Here is a 15928-nt window from a genome sequence, read left to right as displayed (position 1 = left end):
AGAACCTCGCTATGCAGAAATCATCGCTTATTCTGGCGCTTGCGCTGGCCTTTTCCCCTGCCGTCTGGGCAGAGAATGTGAACATTAATGGCACTGGCGTGAGCCTGGAAGCCAACAAAACGCCCGTCAACACCGCCAAAAACAGCGACGCCATCGCGCAACTGCCGAAAGATTATCGCTTCGCCGTGCCGGGCAAATTCACCGTGGCGGTTGCCGCGCTTAACTCACCGCCGCTGACCGTTTTTTCCGACGACAATAAAACGCTGCTCGGAAGCGAGGTGGACGTTGCCCGTCTGGTGGCCGACAGCCTTGGGCTGGAGCTGAATGTGGTGCCAACCTCCTGGGAGGACTGGCCTCTCGGCGTCGCCTCCGGGAAATACGATGCGGCGATCAGCAACATCACCGTGACCAGAGAACGCAAAGAGAAGTTTGATTTTGCCACTTACCGTAAAGATTCCCTCGGCTTCTATGTGAAATCGACCAGCCCGATTACCTCGCTGCAGAAGGCGGAGGACATCGCCGGGCTGCGCATCATCGTAGGTTCCGGGACCAACCAGGAGGCTATCCTGCTGGCGTGGAATGCGCAGAACGTGAAGAAAGGCCTGAAGCCGTTTACCCCGATCTACACCAAAGACGATGCATCACAAACCCTGTCTCTCCAGTCAGGCCGCGCAGATGCGTTCTTTGGCCCGAACGTGACTGGCGCATGGAAAGCGGCGCTGACCGGGAAAACGAAACGGGTTGGGATTGTCGACGGCGGCTGGCCGAAGGCGGCGCACATTGCGGTGACGCTGAAAAAAGGCAGCGGTCTGGTCGAGCCGGTACAGACTGCACTTAACGGGGTCATCAAAAACGGCGATTACGACAAAGTGCTGAACCGCTGGGGGGAAGGGGTAGAACGTATCCCTCAATCAGAAGTGAACCCGGCAGGACTGGGTGACTAAGGAGGCGCTATGCGCGAGCAATTTCGGGACGTGTCACCGGAAGACGCCGATCTTCAGCCCATTATCGACGGATTATTCGGTGAATATGCCGCCCGCTATGGCGACTACTTCTCTAAAGACGCGGAAGTGGAGCTCACGGAGTGGTACCTGGCCCCGCAGGGGCTGTTTATTGTCCTTGAGCGTGACGGCGACATCATCGCCACCGGCGCGTATAAACCGTTTGATGAACGCACCGCTGAAATCAAACGAATCTGGACGCACAAGGCGCTGCGTCAACAGGGGCTGGCGGCCCGCGTCGTCCAGGAGCTGGAGCGTCGGGCGGTACAGGCCGGTTACAGCCAGATCTACCTCACCACCGGTTTTCGTCAGCCGGAAGCGGTCAGGCTGTATATCAGCCAGGGTTATCAGCCGCAGTTCGATCTGAACCGCGATCCGGAAGAGTACAGCCAGCCGCCGTTTGATGGCCGGCTGCGTTTCACCAAAACGCTGATCAGTGAAGCGTTCAGTAAAACAGCATGAGGAATGACGATGAGCAACGTTGAAACCATTAAGGTGGTCCCGGCGCGTTATCCGCTGCGGACTGTCGGTGCCGTGGTGGCGCTGTTTGTGCTTGCGGTGGTCATTCAGTCCGTGGCCTTTAACCCGCGCTGGGAGTGGTCTGTCTTTGCCCGCTGGTTCTTTGATCCGGTTATCCTTGAAGGCGTAGGGCAGACATTGCTGTTGACCCTGATCGGCACTGCGCTGAGCGTGGTCATCGGCGGCCTGCTGGCGCTGGCGAGGCTCTCTTCATCCTGGCTGCTGAGCAGCCTGGCCTGGGGGTATATCTGGCTGTTTCGTTCGTTGCCGCTGATTGTGGTTCTGATCATTCTCTATAACTTTTCCTATCTCTACGACACGCTCTCGCTCGGCGTACCCTTCACCGCCATTACCTGGGGTCGCTTCGAAACCATCAACGTGCTGGGACAGTTTTCCACCGCCGTGGTGGGGCTGACGCTGGTTCAGAGCGCGTATACCGCCGAGATCATTCGCGGCGGTTTTCTGGGGGTGGATCATGGTCAGTATGAAGCGGCGGCGGCGCTCGGTCTGCCAGCCTGGCGTCGCACGGTGCGTATCATTTTGCCGCAGGCGCTACGCACGATTCTGCCGTCCGGATTTAATGAAATTATCAGTCTCGCGAAAGGCACGGCGATGGTGTATGTCCTGGCGATGCCGGAACTCTTCTATACCATTCAGATGATCTATAACCGCACGCAGGAGGTTATCCCGCTGCTGATGGTCGGTGCGGTCTGGTATCTGGTGATTACCACCGTGTTGTCTGCCATTCAGCATGTTGTGGAGCGCGGGCTTGCCCGCAGCGAACGTCGTTCAGCCGTTAATCAAAACCGGGTAGCCAGTCGCGTCCGTTCCGTATCCACCGCATCAGTACAGGAGCCCATCCATGCAAACCTCTCCTGAAGGGCATATTTCGATTACCGGCGTCAGTAAGTTTTTTGGCCGCCATAAAGCGCTTGATAACGTCTCGCTGGAGATCCCGCCCGGATCGGTAACGGTGATCCTCGGGCCTTCCGGATCGGGTAAATCGACGCTTCTGCGCACCATTAACCATCTGGAACGCGTCGACGAAGGGTTTATCCAGATTGACGGTGATTACATCGGTTATCGCCGTCAGGGTGACAAACTCTACGAGCTGAAAGAGAAAGAGATCCTCAAACAGCGCGTCAATGTGGGCTATGTCTTCCAGAACTTTAATCTCTTTCCGCATCTCACGGTGCTGGAAAACCTGATTGAAGCGCCCATCGCCCATAAAAAACTGAGTAAGAAAGAAGCCGTTGAAAGGGCATACAGCCTGCTGGATGTGGTCGGGCTGCGCGATAAAGCCGACGCCTGGTCGCGCCATCTCTCCGGGGGCCAACAGCAGCGTATTGCCATTGCCCGCGCGCTGGCGTTACGTCCCCGGGTAATGCTGTTTGATGAGCCCACTTCAGCGCTCGACCCGGAACTGGTTGGCGAAGTGCTGGATGTGATTAAAAAGCTCGCCCGCTCGGGTACCACGCTGGTGGTGGTCACCCACGAGATCGGCTTTGCCCGGGAAGTGGCGGATCAAGTGGTCTTTATGGTCGACGGCAAAATTGTGGAGCAGGGCAGCAGTGACGACGTATTAACCCGTCCGTCGCACCCGCGAACGCGCCAGTTCCTGTCAAAAGTGCTGTAAGGAGCGCAGATGAAATATGCTTTTCTGGCCGGTCTGGCTTTTACGACCGCGAGCCATGCGGGTATCGATTTACACGCCAACGAGCAACCGCTGCCGGTGACGGTAGATCGGCAGGCCGTCGCGAAGATCCCCGCGAACTATAAATTTGTTGAGCCGGGCACGCTCACGGTAGCGATCTCAGCGCTTAACTCTCCACCGCTGGCGCTGCTTGCCAGCGATAACCGGACGCGGATTGGCAGCGATCCGGATATTGCCCGCTTGCTGGCGGGCAGTCTGGGGTTAAAGCTGAAGCTGGTTCCCACGGCCTGGGAAGACTGGCCGCTGGGGATCAGCTCCGGACGCTATGACGTGGCGCTGGTGAATATTGCGGTGACCGAACAGCGAAAAGAGAAATTTGACTTTGCGACCTATCGCGTCGACTCGCTGGCGTTTTCCGTGAAATCCACCAGTGCGGTCCAGGCGATTAACAGCGCAAAAGATCTGGCAGGCAAAAAGGTGATTGTCGGTTCCGGGACCAATCAGGAGCGCATTCTGCTGGGCTGGAATGAAGAGAACAAAAAAGCCGGTCGTGAGCCTGCGCTGCCGGTCTATCTGACCGATGATGCTTCCGGCAACCTCTATATTCAGTCCGGCAGGGCGGATGTGTTCTTCGGGCCTCAATCCGTATCCGCCTATAAAGCGGCGTTGACCGGCAAAACGCGCGTAGTGGGGCTCGGGCCGAAGAGAGCCTATGTCGCCACGACGACCAAAAAGGGCAATGGGCTGGTTTATGCTTTGCAGGCTGCGCTGGAGGGCGCTATTACGCGTGGAGAGTACCAGCGGGTGCTGGCACGCTGGGGAGAAGAGGGCGAAGCGGTGACGCAATCCGACGTGAACCCGCCTGGGATAACCTATTAGTCATGTCTACACTTAGGGTTTTCATCCCGGAGGGGGCAACATGATTAAACTCTATGGCGTACCCGGCTGGGGATCGGCAATCAGTGAAGTGATGCTGACTCTGGCAGACATCCCTTATCAATTTATCAACGTGGACGGGTTTGACCAGCCCGGTCCGCAGCGTGAGTTGCTGAAAGCACGCAATCCGCTGTGTCAGGTACCCACGCTAGAACTGGAAAACGGGGCGATCATGACCGAAACGGCGGCGATTGCCCTGATGGTGCTGGACAGATGTCCCGATCTTGCGCCTGCCGTCGGGCAGGCTGAGCGGCAGCAGTTTCAGCGGTTGCTCATCTGGTTTGTTGCGAACATTTATCCCACCTTTACCTACGCCGACTACCCTGAACGCTGGGTGCCGGATGCGCCGGAGCAGTTGAAAAACAGCTGTATTGAATACCGAAAATCACTCTATTTGTGGTTCGACAGCCAGCTCAGTGCCACCCCTTTTGCGCTCGGGGAACGGCTGACGCTGCTTGACGTCTACATCACGGTTGCACGCACCTGGGGGCCTCGCCATGCATGGTTTGCGGCGAATACGCCGAAGATAACGGCGATTGCGGATACCGTGTGCCAGCTGCCGGAACTGCACAAGGTGTTAAAGGCAAACGAGATAATCTGATAACGTGGAACTCACATTCATAACTGGAAGCCTGCATATGCCACACGTAGATATCAAATGTTTTCCCCGTGATTTGAACGACGACCAAAAAACCGCGCTGGCGGCGGATATTGCCGAGGTGATTACCCGTCATCTGAACAGTAAAGATCGCTCTATTTCGGTCGCCCTGAATGAAGTGCAGGAAGCCGACTGGAAAGCGCAGGTCTGGGATACCGAAATTGAACCCAACCTGGATCACTTAATTAAGAAACCCGGCTATTCAATGTGAGAGAGGGTCGGGCGGCGCGGAGTCGCCCGACACGACACACGCGTTACTTCGTCTGCAGCAATATTGCCATCAGCCCCGGAAAGCGGGCATCAAGATCGTCCCTGCGCAGTGATATCATATTTTCTCGCCCCTGCGGGCGCTGCCAAATCACGCCGCTGTCGCGCAAGACGCGCCAGTGATGGGTCATCGTCGATTTCACCACCTCGTCCGGGCGCAGTGCGTTACAGCTCAGTTCGCTGCCATCGGCCAGCCTGCGGATAATCGACAGCCGGAGCGGGTTACCGAGGGCAAAAAGTACATTTTCCAGCAGTATTTGTTCAGTTTCAGGGTGGTTCGGGATCATCGTTTTCCTGCGTCTGGTGTCAGATTGAGCTATATCAACAATAGGTCAACCGTAAAAAAATAGTTCGATAATACTCGTACAATAGGACTATTATAGCAAACGAACGAATACGCGACCATCCCGGTCGTCACAACGCAGTCTTAATGACTAAGGAAATATTATGCCCCGACCCATCCCTCTCGAACGTTATCGCAACATCGGTATCTCCGCGCATATCGATGCCGGTAAAACGACCACCACCGAGCGCATCCTGTTTTATACCGGTATGAGCCACAAACTGGGTGAAGTACACGATGGCGCGGCAACTACCGACTGGATGGCACAGGAGCAAGAGCGCGGGATAACCATTACCTCTGCGGCAGTCAGCTGTTTCTGGCCAGGTATGGACCGGGGCTTTGAACCGCACCGGATCAACATTATCGACACCCCGGGCCACGTGGATTTCACCATTGAGGTGGAACGTTCCATGCGTGTACTCGACGGCGCTGTCATGGTGTATGACTCCGTCGGTGGCGTGCAGCCGCAGTCGGAAACCGTCTGGCGTCAGGCGAACAAATATCATGTCCCGCGGCTGGCCTTCGTCAACAAAATGGACCGCCCGGGTGCGGACTTCTTCCGCGTCGTGCGAATGATGCAGGAGCGTCTGAAAGCGAATCCGGTCCCGATTGTTATTCCGGTGGGGGCAGAAGAACACTTCACCGGCGTGGTGGATCTCATCAAAATGCGTACCATTTTGTGGGACGATGCCACCCAGGGCATGGTGTTTACCTATGCTCCTGTGCCGGATGACGTAGTGAGTACTGCGCAGGAATGGCGGGAAAAAATGGTCTCTGCGGCGGCGGAAGCCAGCGATGAGCTGATGGATAAATACCTGGAAACGGGTGATTTAGAGGAAGCGGAAATCATCAAGGGGCTGCGTATGCGGACCATCTCCGGTGAAATCCAGCCGATGCTGTGCGGCAGCGCGTTTAAAAATAAAGGCGTGCAACGCATGCTCGATGCGGTCATTGAACTGATGCCGTCGCCTCTGGACGTGCCCGCCATTGATGGTGTGGATGAGAATGGGCAGCATGCCGAGCGTCATCCAGACGACAACGAGCCGTTCTCTGCGCTGGCCTTTAAACTGATGAGCGACCCGTACGTCGGACAGCTGACCTTTATCCGCGTTTACTCTGGCGTGCTGCGCAAAGGCGACGCGGTGTTCAACCCGGTGAAAGGGAAGAAAGAGCGCATTGGGCGCATTGTGCTGATGCATGCTAACGATCGCCACGAAGTGGATGAACTGCGCGCAGGCGATATCGCGGCCTGCGTTGGGTTGAAAGATGTGACAACCGGTGACACGCTCACCGACCCGAATGCCGTCATCACGCTGGAACGGATGGAGTTTCCGGACCCGGTTATCTCGCTTGCGATCGAGCCGAAAACCAAAGGCGATCAGGAGAAAATGGGCATTGCATTGCAGCGCCTGGCAGCGGAAGACCCTTCGTTTCGTCTGCACACCGATGAAGAGTCCGGCCAGACAATTATCTCCGGGATGGGTGAGTTACATCTTGAGATTATCGTTGACCGCATGCGGCGTGAGTTCGGCGTTGAGGCGAACATTGGTCGCCCACAGGTCACGTACCGTGAAACCCTGCGTAAAGCGGTGAAGGATATCGAAGGGAAATTTGTCCGACAATCCGGCGGTAAAGGGCAGTACGGCCATGTGGTGCTCAGTCTGGCACCGTTAGAGCCCGGCAGTGGTTTTGTATTTGAAGATGCCACCAAGGGCGGCGTTGTCCCGCGCGAGTATATTCCGTCTGTGGAGAAAGGCCTGCGCGAAGCCATGAACAGCGGTGTCCTGGCGGGGTATCCGGTTGTCGATGTGAAAGCGACCCTGACGTTTGGCTCCTATCACGAGGTCGACTCCTCGGAAATGGCGTTCCGCATGGCGGCGATCCTCGGCTTTAAAGAGGGCGCTCGTAAAGCGGACCCTGTGATTCTTGAACCGGTCATGCATGTCGAGGTGGAAACACCGGAAGAGTACGCCGGCAACATCATGGGCGATCTCTCTTCCCGCCGCGGCATGGTGCAGGGAATGGAAGAGCAGTACGGTAGCCAGATTATTCGCGCGGATGTGCCGCTGGCGGAGATGTTTGGCTATGCCACGACGCTGCGTTCGATGTCGCAAGGCCGCGCGACCTACACGATGGAATTCCATCATTTCGCGGAAGCTCCGCGTAATGTTGCGGATGAAATTATTGCACGGCGCGCGAAGTAATTTAAAAGCCCTTTCCCTCGCGGAGAGGGCTTTTTTTATAGGCTATTTTTCCAGCGCCTTTACCATTTTCCCACTGGTCACAAACGTCCCGGCCCCCAGATGATGCAGGGTGTTCAGCTTATCGTCGTCAAACTGCCAGCGTCCGGCGACAAACGCGCGTTCATCTGCGGCTGCCGAAACAACCTCACCAAACAGCGTATCGTATTTTTCTGCAGCTGCGGTAACCGGGAGTAAACGACACTCCATCCACGCCAGGCATTTCTCTTCAATTACCGGCAGGCCGAGTACCGGACCTTGCACAACCGGGATCCCGTAGCAGTTGAACTTGTCTTCGTCGCGCCCGCTCACGCTGCCGACGGCGTAAGTCCAGTTAGCCGCTGCCACGGCGGGGATGACGATGCCGAACTTCCCGCTGCGCTCAATCAGTTCGCGCGACCAGGTGCTTTTGTCCACCACAATTGCGATACGCGGTGGCTCAAACTCTACCGGCATCGACCAGGCCGCAGCCATGACGTTACGACGGTCGATAGACTCATCGCGGCTGGTAATCAGTACCGTAGGGCCATGGTTCAGCAGACGGCTGGCATGCTTTAATTCAACGGGACGAAACGCGCTCATGAACATTCCTCTCAGCAGGTATTCTGGCATTAAACGTCTGATGGGTAGCCGAAATCAAGATGCACCCGCAAAAAGCACTTTTGCGCATATGGAGGCCGGAAAATAGTTTATAAACAGGGAACATCACATCATGGAAGCGAATCATGTCCCCATTTCTGAGTGCTTATTTTGCCCGTACGGACTGGCAACAGCCTGTTCAGGTTGACATCGACACCCTGCGGGCGCTGCATCTACACCACAACTGCGCGATCCCCTTCGAGAATATTGACGTCGTGATGCCGCGCGAGATCCATCTGGAAGATCAGTGCCTGGTCGACAAACTGGTGACGGCGCGTCGTGGAGGCTATTGCTTTGAGCAGAACGGCCTGTTCGAACGCGTTTTGCGTGAAGTGGGCTTTACGGTTCGCAGCGTGCTGGGCCGCGTGGTCTTAGCCAGTCCGCCACAGATGCCGCCGCGTACGCATCGTCTGCTGCTGGTTGAACTCAACGGCGAGCGCTGGATTGCCGACGTCGGTTTTGGCGGACAAACGCTGACGGCGCCGATTCGTTTGCTCGCCAACGAGGAGCAGGAGACACCGCACGGGCTGTACCGTTTGCTGAGCGAGGGCAACGACTGGATCCTGCAGTTCAGCCACCACGATCACTGGCAGTCGATGTACCATTTTGATCTGACAACACAGTATTTCAGCGATTACGTGATGGGCAACTTCTGGTCGGCGCACTGGCCGCAATCCCATTTTCGCCACCATCTGTTGATGTGTCGCCATCTGCCTGACGGCGGAAAGTTGACCCTGACCAACTTTAACTTTACTCACTGGCAGAAGGGGCATGCGGAAGAGCAGGTCCATCTTCCCGACGCGAACGCGCTGTATCAGGTGATGCAGTCACGGTTTGGACTGGGCGTTGACGATCCCAAACACGGGTTTTCGCTGGACGCGCTGACGGCGGTGATGGCCGGGTTTGATACACATCCTCAGGCCGGGAAATAGACCGGTGGCGCTGCGCTCAGGCGTAGCGCCACCCGGCAACACTCAGCGGCGCGATCTCACCACCTGATACCTGCGCGTTAAATACTCCACCGGCGCGCTCCAGACGTGCACCAGTCGGGTGAAGGGGAAGATCAGGAAAATGGTCATGCCCAGCACCAGATGGACACGGAAGATAAACGCCACGCCCGCCAGATGTTCGGACGAGCCACCGCGGAAGGTTACTACCGACTGCGCCCAGTCCACCAGCTTGAGCATCTCGCTGCCGTCGGGATATTTCGCGGAGAACGGAATGGTGGTGAGCCCAAGAATACACTGCACCAGCAAAATGCAGAGGATCAGGATATCTGCCGTGGAGGAGGTCGCCCGGATACGCGGGTTCGTCAGCCGGCGAATCAATAATCCCGCACCGCCTACCAACGTGAGCACGCCGCAAACGCCGCCCAGAATCATCGCCATCAGCTGTTTCTGCGACATCGGCAGAAACCACGAATAAACCCAGTGCGGCGTCAGCATCCCGAATAGATGTCCGAAGAAGATCCCCAGGATCCCGATATGGAACAGATTTGACCACAGCACCATGCCGCGCTTATCCAGCATCTGGCTGGAGGAGGCGCGCCAGGTATACTGCCCGTAATCGTAACGCAGCCAGCTTCCCACCAGAAAAACCGTGCCGCACAGGTAGGGGTAAATATCGTAGAAAAAGACGTTCAGAAACTGGATCATTTTGGGCCTCCCGCACTGACGTCGACATACTGCGGGGCAACGTCCTGGCTAAAGCGTCGTTGATATTGCTGCATCGGTGAGGTATCACACGATGTGGCGTTGTCCTCGATAAACTTGACCTGTTCCTCTTCCCAGACGGCGTCCAGCGCCTGGCGGGTATCATCCCGTTTCTCGGTGGAAACCTGTTTCGCCACGCTGTCGCTGGTCAGACGCGTGCCTGCGAGCGTCAGGAGCGCATCGAACAGCTGATAATGCGCTACGCCGCGCTGCTTCAGGCGACCGCCAATCAGCGCCAGGATCGGCGCAACGTTGTGTAGCCCTTCGCGGGCCTCGTCGTCGGTGACGAGACTGAGATACTCCAGGTAGAGCGGCAGATAGTCCGGCAATTCGCGACAGTCCAGCTGCAGGCCGGCTTTTTCGTACTGGCTCATCAGGTCGACCATCGCCTGGCCGCGATCGCGGGATTCAGCATGAACGTGCTCAAACAGCAGCAGCGAGGTCGCACGACCCCGCTCAAACACCTCGCACCATTCGGCCTGCTTATCCAGCAGCGCGGCATCCAGATGCTGGCGGGCAAAGGGCAGTAACGCAGGGAGATCCTGTTCTATCAGGGAAAGTGCTTCCTCGCGATTTTCCCATAATGTTTCATCGGGATACTCAATCAGCAGGGCGATGATTTTGAGGATCTGCATCACTCTCCCTCCCCGTGGTCGCGCACTTCGGTGATGTTGATGGCATCAATGCGGCTGCTGTTAAAGAGGTTGAATTTGGTGTCGGAACCGTGGCACCCGTCGCCAAAGGAGAAGCCGCAGCCGTTGCGTTCCGGGAAGGCGTCGCGCGCCATTTCGCGGTGGCTGGTGGGGATCACGAAACGATCTTCGTAGTTGGCAATCGCCAGATAGCGGTACATCTCTTCGACCTGCTCGACGCTAAGGCCCACTTCTTCGATGGCGCGGGTATCGGTCACGCCTTCAACGGTCTGAGAGCGTTTGTAATGACGCATGGCCATCATGCGTTTCAGGGCGCGCAGCACCGGAGCAGGATCGCCCGCGCTGAGCATGTTGGCCAGATACTGCACCGGTATGCGCAGGCTTTCGACCGCCGGTAACACGCCGTCGTTGAGCGGCAGGCCGCCCGCGTCTGCGTAAGACTGGATCGGTGACAGCGGCGGAACGTACCAGACCATCGGCAGGGTGCGGTATTCCGGATGCAGCGGCAGGGCCAGCTTCCAGTCCATCGCCATTTTGTAAACCGGGGAACGCTGGGCGGCGTCAATCACGTTCTGCGGAATACCTTGCTTGAAGGCTTCTTCAATGACCGCCGGGTCGTGCGGATCAAGGAACACGTCACACTGGCGTTCATAGAGGTCGGTTTCATGTTCGGTGCTGGCCGCTTCTTCAATGCGATCCGCGTCATACAGCAGCACGCCCAGATAGCGAATACGCCCGACGCAGGTCTCAGAACAGACGGTTGGCTGGCCGGACTCAATGCGCGGGTAGCAGAAGATGCATTTCTCCGACTTTCCGCTTTTCCAGTTGAAGTAGATTTTCTTGTACGGGCAACCGCTGATGCACATGCGCCAGCCGCGGCATTTGTCCTGGTCAATCAGCACAATGCCGTCTTCTTCACGCTTGTAGATGGCACCGCTCGGGCAGGTGGCCACGCAGCTCGGGTTCAGGCAGTGTTCACACAGGCGCGGCAGGTACATCATGAAGGTGTTTTCAAACTGGCCGTACATCTCCTTCTGGATCTTGTCGAAGTTGCGGTCGCGGGCGCGTTTTTCGAACTCGCCGCCAAGCAGTTCTTCCCAGTTCGGGCCGCCAACAATTTTGTCCATCCGTTTGCCGCTAATCAGCGAGCGCGGGCGGGCCGTCGGGAGGTGATCGCCTTGTGGAGCACGGTGCAGATCCTGGTAATCAAACGTGAAGGGTTCGTAGTAATCATCAATGCCGGGCAGGGACGGGTTGGCAAAGATTTTCGACAGCACGCCCACGCGCCCGCCGAGACGCGGCGTCAGCTTGCCGGTGATCCCGCGTACCCAACCGCCTTGCCACTCCTCCTGATCTTCCCAGTTTTTCGGGTAGCCAATCCCCGGTTTGGTTTCGACGTTGTTGAACCACGCATATTCCATACCTTCACGCCCGGTCCAGACGTTTTTACAGGTGACCGAGCAGGTGTGACAGCCAATGCATTTGTCGAGATTCAGCACCATTCCAACCTGTGAGCGTATTTTCATTTTTTCGCCTCCTGTACCTGATCCCGACCTTCGCCATCCAGCCAGTTAATGTTTTTCATTTTGCGGATCATGATGAACTCGTCGCGGTTAGAGCCGACGGTGCCGTAATAGTTGAAGCTGTACGCCAGCTGGGCGTAGCCGCCAATCATGTGTGTCGGTTTGGGACAGACGCGCGTCACCGAGTTATGGATCCCGCCGCGACGGCCGGTGACTTCTGAACCCGGAATATTCAGGATACGTTCCTGCGCGTGGTACATCATGGTCATGCCCGGCGGGACGCGCTGGCTCACCACTGCCCGGGCGGTCAGGGCCCCGTTGGCGTTGAAGGCTTCGATCCAGTCGTTATCCTCAATGCCTAACTCTCTGGCATCGGTTTCGCTGATCCAGACGATAGGCCCCCCGCGTGACAGCGTCTGCATCAACAGGTTTTCACTGTAGGTCGAGTGAATGCCCCATTTCTGGTGTGGCGTCAGGAAGTTCAGTGCCTTCTCCGGGAAACCGTTCGGCGGGATTTCGCGCATATAGCTAACGCTTCGGGTATCAATCGGTGGGCGATAGGCCACCAGACTCTCCCCGAACGCGCGCATCCACGGATGGTCCTGATACAGCTGCTGACGACCGGAAAGGGTGCGCCAGGGAATAAGCTCGTGAACGTTGGTATAACCGGCGTTATAGGAGACATGCTCACTCTCAAGGCCCGACCAGGTGGGGCTGGAGATAATTTTCCGCGGCTGGGCCTGAATATCGCGGAAGCGGATTTTCTCATCTTCTTTGTTCAGCGCCAGATGGGTGTGATCGCGACCGGTCAGTTCGCCCAGCGCTTGCCAGGCTCGCACTGCCACCTGGCCATTCGTTTCAGGGGCGAGGGCGAGAATCACTTCAGAGGCGTCAATCGCCGTTTCAATACGCGGGCGTCCTTTTGCCGGGCCATCGAGCTTGACGTAGTTCAGCTTGCCAAGGAAATCGACCTCGCTCTGGGTATTCCATGAAATGCCTTTTCCGCCGTTGCCGAGTTTGTCCATCAGCGGGCCGAGTGATGTAAAGCGCTCGTAGGTTTCCGGATAATGCCGTTCGACCACCGCAATCGTCGGCGCCGTTTTACCCGGAATGAGATCGCATTCGCCTTTGCGCCAGTCCTGAATATCAAACGGCTGTGACAGTTCCCCCGGGGAGTCGTGCTGCAGCGGCTGCAGTACCACATCCGTTTCGGTGCCAAGATGACCGACGCACACCTCTGAGAAAACACTGGCAATACCTTTGTAAATCTCCCAGTCGCTGCGGGATTCCCAGGCCGGGTCGACGGCAGCTGAAAGCGGATGAATAAACGGATGCATATCCGACGTATTCATGTCGTCTTTTTCATACCATGTCGCGGTGGGCAGCACGATATCGGAGAACAGGCAGGTGCTGGACATGCGGAAATCGAGCGTCACCAGCAGGTCAAGCTTGCCCTCGATGGCCTGAGTTTGCCACTCGACCTCTTCGGGCTTAACGTCATCCGTCGACCCTAAATCCTCGCCCTGGATGCCGCTTTCGGTACCGAGCAGGTATTTGAGCATGTACTCGTGACCTTTCCCCGAAGAGCCGAGCAGGTTAGACCGCCAGACAAACAGATTGCGCGGGTGGTTTTTACCGTTGTCAGGCTGTTCGCAGGCGAAACGTATATCGCCCGATTTTAATGCCTGCACGGTGTACTCCTGCGGGGTCATGCCAGCGGCGTCGGCCCGGGCTTTAATGTGCAACGGATTGAGGTTTAGCTGCGGTGCCGAGGGCAGCCAGCCCATACGCTCTGCCCGGACGTTAAAATCGATCAGGTGACCGGTGAATTTTGTCGCGTCCGCCAGCGGAGAGAGTAACTCCTGCGCGGTCAGTTTTTCATAACGCCACTGACAGGCGTGGTTGTAGAAGTACGACGTACTGTTCATCTGGCGCGGGGGACGGTTCCAGTCCAGCGCAAACGCCAGCGGCAGCCAGCCGGTTTGCGGACGCAACTTCTCCTGACCCACATAGTGTGACCAGCCGCCGCCGCTTTGACCCACGCAGCCGCAGAACACCAGCATGTTGATCATCCCACGGTAGTTCATGTCCATGTGGTACCAGTGGTTCACCCCGGCACCGAGGATAATCATCGACCGGCCGTGCGTTTTGTGCGCCGTGTCGGCAAACTCACGGGCAATTTTCTCTATCAGGTAAGCCGGGACGCCGGTGATCTGTTCGCCCCAGGCGGGAGTGTAAGCTTTGATCTGGTCATAGCTGCCCGCCGCGTTGCTGTCTTCCAGACCACGATCGAGGCCGTAGTTAGCGAGAATCAGATCGTAGACGCTGACCACCCGTTTCTGGCTGCCATCGGCCAGCGTCAGCGTTTTACTCGGTACACGGCGCGTCAGGACCGGCTCCTGCTTGACGCTACGGAAGTGTGGATTTTCATTGCCGCCAAAATAGGGGAATGCCACCTCTGCCACGCTGTCGTGGGTAATCAGCAGCGAGAGGGTGAGCTCAGTTTCATGATCTGCCGCCAGCGGCGCCAGGTTCCATTTGCCTTTTTCGCCCCAGCGGAAACCAATGGACCCGTTCGGCACCACCAGATCGCCGGCGATATCAAAGGCGACGGTTTTCCACTCAGCATTATTGGCTTCTCCCAGCCCGTCCGTGAGATCAGAGGCCCGAAGCATCCGCCCCGGCACCACGCGGCCATCGGCCTGTTCATCCAGCAGCACCAGCATCGGCATGTCGGTGTAGCGGCGACAGTAGTTGAGGAAGTACTCGCTGGGGTTGTCGAGATGGAACTCTTTGAGGATCACATGGCCCATTGCCATCGCCAGCGCGCTGTCGGTGCCTTGCTTGGGTGCCAGCCACTGATCGCTCAGTTTGGCGACCTCGGAGAAGTCCGGGGTGATGGCCACGGTTTTGGTGCCTTTGTAGCGGACCTCGGTAAAGAAGTGGGCATCTGGCGTACGCGTCTGCGGAACGTTAGACCCCCAGGCAATGATGTAGCTGGAGTTATACCAGTCTGCGGATTCCGGCACGTCGGTCTGCTCGCCCCACGTCATGGGCGAGGCGGGCGGTAAATCACAATACCAGTCATAAAAGCTGAGACAGGTGCCGCCCAGCAGAGAGAGATAACGCGTCCCGGCGGCATACGAGACCATCGACATCGCCGGAATCGGTGAAAAACCGGCCACGCGATCGGGACCGTAGTGTTTAATGGTCCAGACGTTGGCGGCAGCAATCAGCTGGTTCAGCTCTTTCCAGCTGGAGCGGATAAATCCGCCGTGTCCGCGTGCCTGCTTGTAGCTCCGGCTCTTCTGCGGATCGTTCTGAATGGCATCCCAGGCCAGCACCGGATCGCTGTGTTGCGACAGCGCGTCACGCCACAGTTCGATCAGCGTGCGGCGCACCAGCGGGTATTTCAGCCGGTTGGCGCTGTATAGGTACCAGGAATAACTTGCACCGCGCGGGCAGCCGCGCGGCTCGTGGTTAGGCAGGTCGGGGCGGGTACGCGGGTAGTCGGTCTGCTGGGTTTCCCAGGTAACCAGGCCGTTTTTGACGTAGATTTTCCAGCTACAGGAGCCCGTACAGTTCACGCCGTGGGTGGACCGCACAATCTTGTCGAACTGCCATCGCTGTCGGTAGCTGTCCTCCCAGTCACGGTTGGTGTTGTACACCTGCCCGTGTCCATTGGCGAAGCTGTCGCCTTTTTGTTTGAAATAGCGAAAGCGATCCAACAGTTTACTCATGACATTTCTCCTGCTTCGATAGCCTTTTCGGAGAGGGCTGCCC

General features: G+C 57.3%; 15 protein-coding genes. 9 read left to right on the top strand and 6 right to left on the bottom strand.

Annotated elements, in window-relative coordinates; translation table 11 throughout:
- Positions 1-11: 11 nt before the first annotated feature.
- From QRN24_RS22785 to pptA, 7 genes are read left to right on the top strand one after another with little or no spacing between them, the layout of a single operon-like run.
- Positions 12-944 carry an ABC transporter substrate-binding protein gene (locus tag QRN24_RS22785; protein ID WP_020884040.1) on the top strand — a complete coding sequence of 311 codons (933 nt, stop codon included), beginning with the start codon at positions 12-14 and terminating at the stop codon, positions 942-944.
- A 9-nt stretch (positions 945-953) separates the two neighbouring features.
- Entirely contained in the window at positions 954-1463 is a 510-nt protein-coding gene (locus tag QRN24_RS04885; protein WP_020884041.1) for a GNAT family N-acetyltransferase, read from the top strand.
- Positions 1464-1472: 9 nt separating this feature from the next.
- Positions 1473-2399 carry an amino acid ABC transporter permease gene (locus QRN24_RS04880; protein ID WP_047744704.1) on the top strand — a complete coding sequence of 309 codons (927 nt, stop codon included), beginning with the start codon at positions 1473-1475 and terminating at the stop codon, positions 2397-2399.
- On the top strand, positions 2383-3156 hold the full coding sequence (locus QRN24_RS04875; protein WP_014170239.1) for an amino acid ABC transporter ATP-binding protein: 774 nt from the start codon (positions 2383-2385) through the stop codon (positions 3154-3156). The genes QRN24_RS04880 and QRN24_RS04875 overlap by 17 nt, the downstream gene beginning before the upstream one ends.
- Before the next feature lie 9 nt (positions 3157-3165).
- Positions 3166-4053 carry a transporter substrate-binding domain-containing protein gene (locus tag QRN24_RS04870; protein WP_014170238.1) on the top strand — a complete coding sequence of 296 codons (888 nt, stop codon included), beginning with the start codon at positions 3166-3168 and terminating at the stop codon, positions 4051-4053.
- A 40-nt stretch (positions 4054-4093) separates the two neighbouring features.
- Positions 4094-4711, top strand: coding sequence for a glutathione S-transferase family protein (locus tag QRN24_RS04865; protein WP_284942424.1), 618 nt, complete (start codon positions 4094-4096; stop codon positions 4709-4711).
- A gap of 37 nt (positions 4712-4748) precedes the next feature.
- Positions 4749-4979, top strand: a complete 231-nt coding sequence (gene pptA / locus QRN24_RS04860) for a tautomerase PptA (protein WP_020884045.1) — start codon at positions 4749-4751, stop codon at positions 4977-4979.
- A 43-nt stretch (positions 4980-5022) separates the two neighbouring features.
- On the opposite strand, the gene QRN24_RS04855 is transcribed toward pptA, so the two are convergent.
- On the bottom strand, positions 5023-5322 hold the full coding sequence (locus tag QRN24_RS04855) for an ArsR/SmtB family transcription factor (RefSeq protein WP_014170235.1): 300 nt from the start codon (positions 5320-5322) through the stop codon (positions 5023-5025).
- Between the two features lie 160 nt (positions 5323-5482).
- Between QRN24_RS04855 and fusA the strand changes: the two genes are divergently transcribed.
- On the top strand, positions 5483-7582 hold the full coding sequence (fusA, locus tag QRN24_RS04850) for an elongation factor G (protein ID WP_223399179.1): 2100 nt from the start codon (positions 5483-5485) through the stop codon (positions 7580-7582).
- Positions 7583-7624: 42 nt separating this feature from the next.
- Here fusA and QRN24_RS04845 read toward each other — a convergent pair whose 3' ends face one another.
- Complete coding sequence (locus QRN24_RS04845) at positions 7625-8200, bottom strand: flavin reductase family protein (RefSeq protein ID WP_063924912.1); 576 nt, start codon at positions 8198-8200, stop codon at positions 7625-7627.
- Between the two features lie 143 nt (positions 8201-8343).
- Between QRN24_RS04845 and nhoA the strand changes: the two genes are divergently transcribed.
- Positions 8344-9189: an N-hydroxyarylamine O-acetyltransferase gene (gene nhoA, locus QRN24_RS04840; protein WP_284942423.1), complete on the top strand. Its 846-nt coding sequence runs from the start codon at positions 8344-8346 to the stop codon at positions 9187-9189.
- A gap of 42 nt (positions 9190-9231) precedes the next feature.
- Here nhoA and narI read toward each other — a convergent pair whose 3' ends face one another.
- From narI to QRN24_RS04820, 4 genes are read right to left on the bottom strand one after another with little or no spacing between them, the layout of a single operon-like run.
- Positions 9232-9912, bottom strand: a complete 681-nt coding sequence (gene narI, locus QRN24_RS04835; protein ID WP_014170231.1) for a respiratory nitrate reductase subunit gamma — start codon at positions 9910-9912, stop codon at positions 9232-9234.
- Positions 9909-10604, bottom strand: a complete 696-nt coding sequence (gene narW, locus QRN24_RS04830) for a nitrate reductase molybdenum cofactor assembly chaperone (protein WP_025204126.1) — start codon at positions 10602-10604, stop codon at positions 9909-9911. The genes narI and narW overlap by 4 nt, the downstream gene beginning before the upstream one ends.
- Positions 10604-12148 (bottom strand): nitrate reductase subunit beta, encoded by a 1545-nt coding sequence (narH, locus tag QRN24_RS04825; protein WP_020884050.1) that lies wholly within the window; start codon positions 12146-12148, stop codon positions 10604-10606. Before narH ends, narW begins: the two co-directional genes overlap by 1 nt.
- Entirely contained in the window at positions 12145-15885 is a 3741-nt protein-coding gene (locus QRN24_RS04820; protein WP_284942422.1) for a nitrate reductase subunit alpha, read from the bottom strand. Before QRN24_RS04820 ends, narH begins: the two co-directional genes overlap by 4 nt.
- Between the last annotated feature and the right edge of the window lie 43 nt (positions 15886-15928).

Source organism: Enterobacter sp. MEB024 (assembly GCF_030209635.1).
Taxonomy (GTDB): Bacteria; Pseudomonadota; Gammaproteobacteria; order Enterobacterales; family Enterobacteriaceae; genus Enterobacter; species Enterobacter ludwigii.
Note: the sequence above shows the minus strand (reverse complement) of the source record. Positions and strands in the feature narration are given on the sequence as shown.

Coding starts and splice junctions, on each gene's coding strand:
- QRN24_RS04885 (WP_020884041.1), top strand. CDS start 954: ATGCGCGAGCAATTTCGGGACGTGTCACCGGAAGACGCCGATCTTCAG.
- QRN24_RS04880 (WP_047744704.1), top strand. CDS start 1,473: ATGAGCAACGTTGAAACCATTAAGGTGGTCCCGGCGCGTTATCCGCTG.
- QRN24_RS04870 (WP_014170238.1), top strand. CDS start 3,166: ATGAAATATGCTTTTCTGGCCGGTCTGGCTTTTACGACCGCGAGCCAT.
- QRN24_RS04875 (WP_014170239.1), top strand. CDS start 2,383: ATGCAAACCTCTCCTGAAGGGCATATTTCGATTACCGGCGTCAGTAAG.
- QRN24_RS04820 (WP_284942422.1), bottom strand. CDS start 15,885: ATGAGTAAACTGTTGGATCGCTTTCGCTATTTCAAACAAAAAGGCGAC.
- pptA (WP_020884045.1), top strand. CDS start 4,749: ATGCCACACGTAGATATCAAATGTTTTCCCCGTGATTTGAACGACGAC.
- narH (WP_020884050.1), bottom strand. CDS start 12,148: ATGAAAATACGCTCACAGGTTGGAATGGTGCTGAATCTCGACAAATGC.
- QRN24_RS04865 (WP_284942424.1), top strand. CDS start 4,094: ATGATTAAACTCTATGGCGTACCCGGCTGGGGATCGGCAATCAGTGAA.
- QRN24_RS04855 (WP_014170235.1), bottom strand. CDS start 5,322: ATGATCCCGAACCACCCTGAAACTGAACAAATACTGCTGGAAAATGTA.
- narI (WP_014170231.1), bottom strand. CDS start 9,912: ATGATCCAGTTTCTGAACGTCTTTTTCTACGATATTTACCCCTACCTG.
- narW (WP_025204126.1), bottom strand. CDS start 10,604: ATGCAGATCCTCAAAATCATCGCCCTGCTGATTGAGTATCCCGATGAA.
- nhoA (WP_284942423.1), top strand. CDS start 8,344: ATGTCCCCATTTCTGAGTGCTTATTTTGCCCGTACGGACTGGCAACAG.
- QRN24_RS22785 (WP_020884040.1), top strand. CDS start 12: ATGCAGAAATCATCGCTTATTCTGGCGCTTGCGCTGGCCTTTTCCCCT.
- fusA (WP_223399179.1), top strand. CDS start 5,483: ATGCCCCGACCCATCCCTCTCGAACGTTATCGCAACATCGGTATCTCC.
- QRN24_RS04845 (WP_063924912.1), bottom strand. CDS start 8,200: ATGAGCGCGTTTCGTCCCGTTGAATTAAAGCATGCCAGCCGTCTGCTG.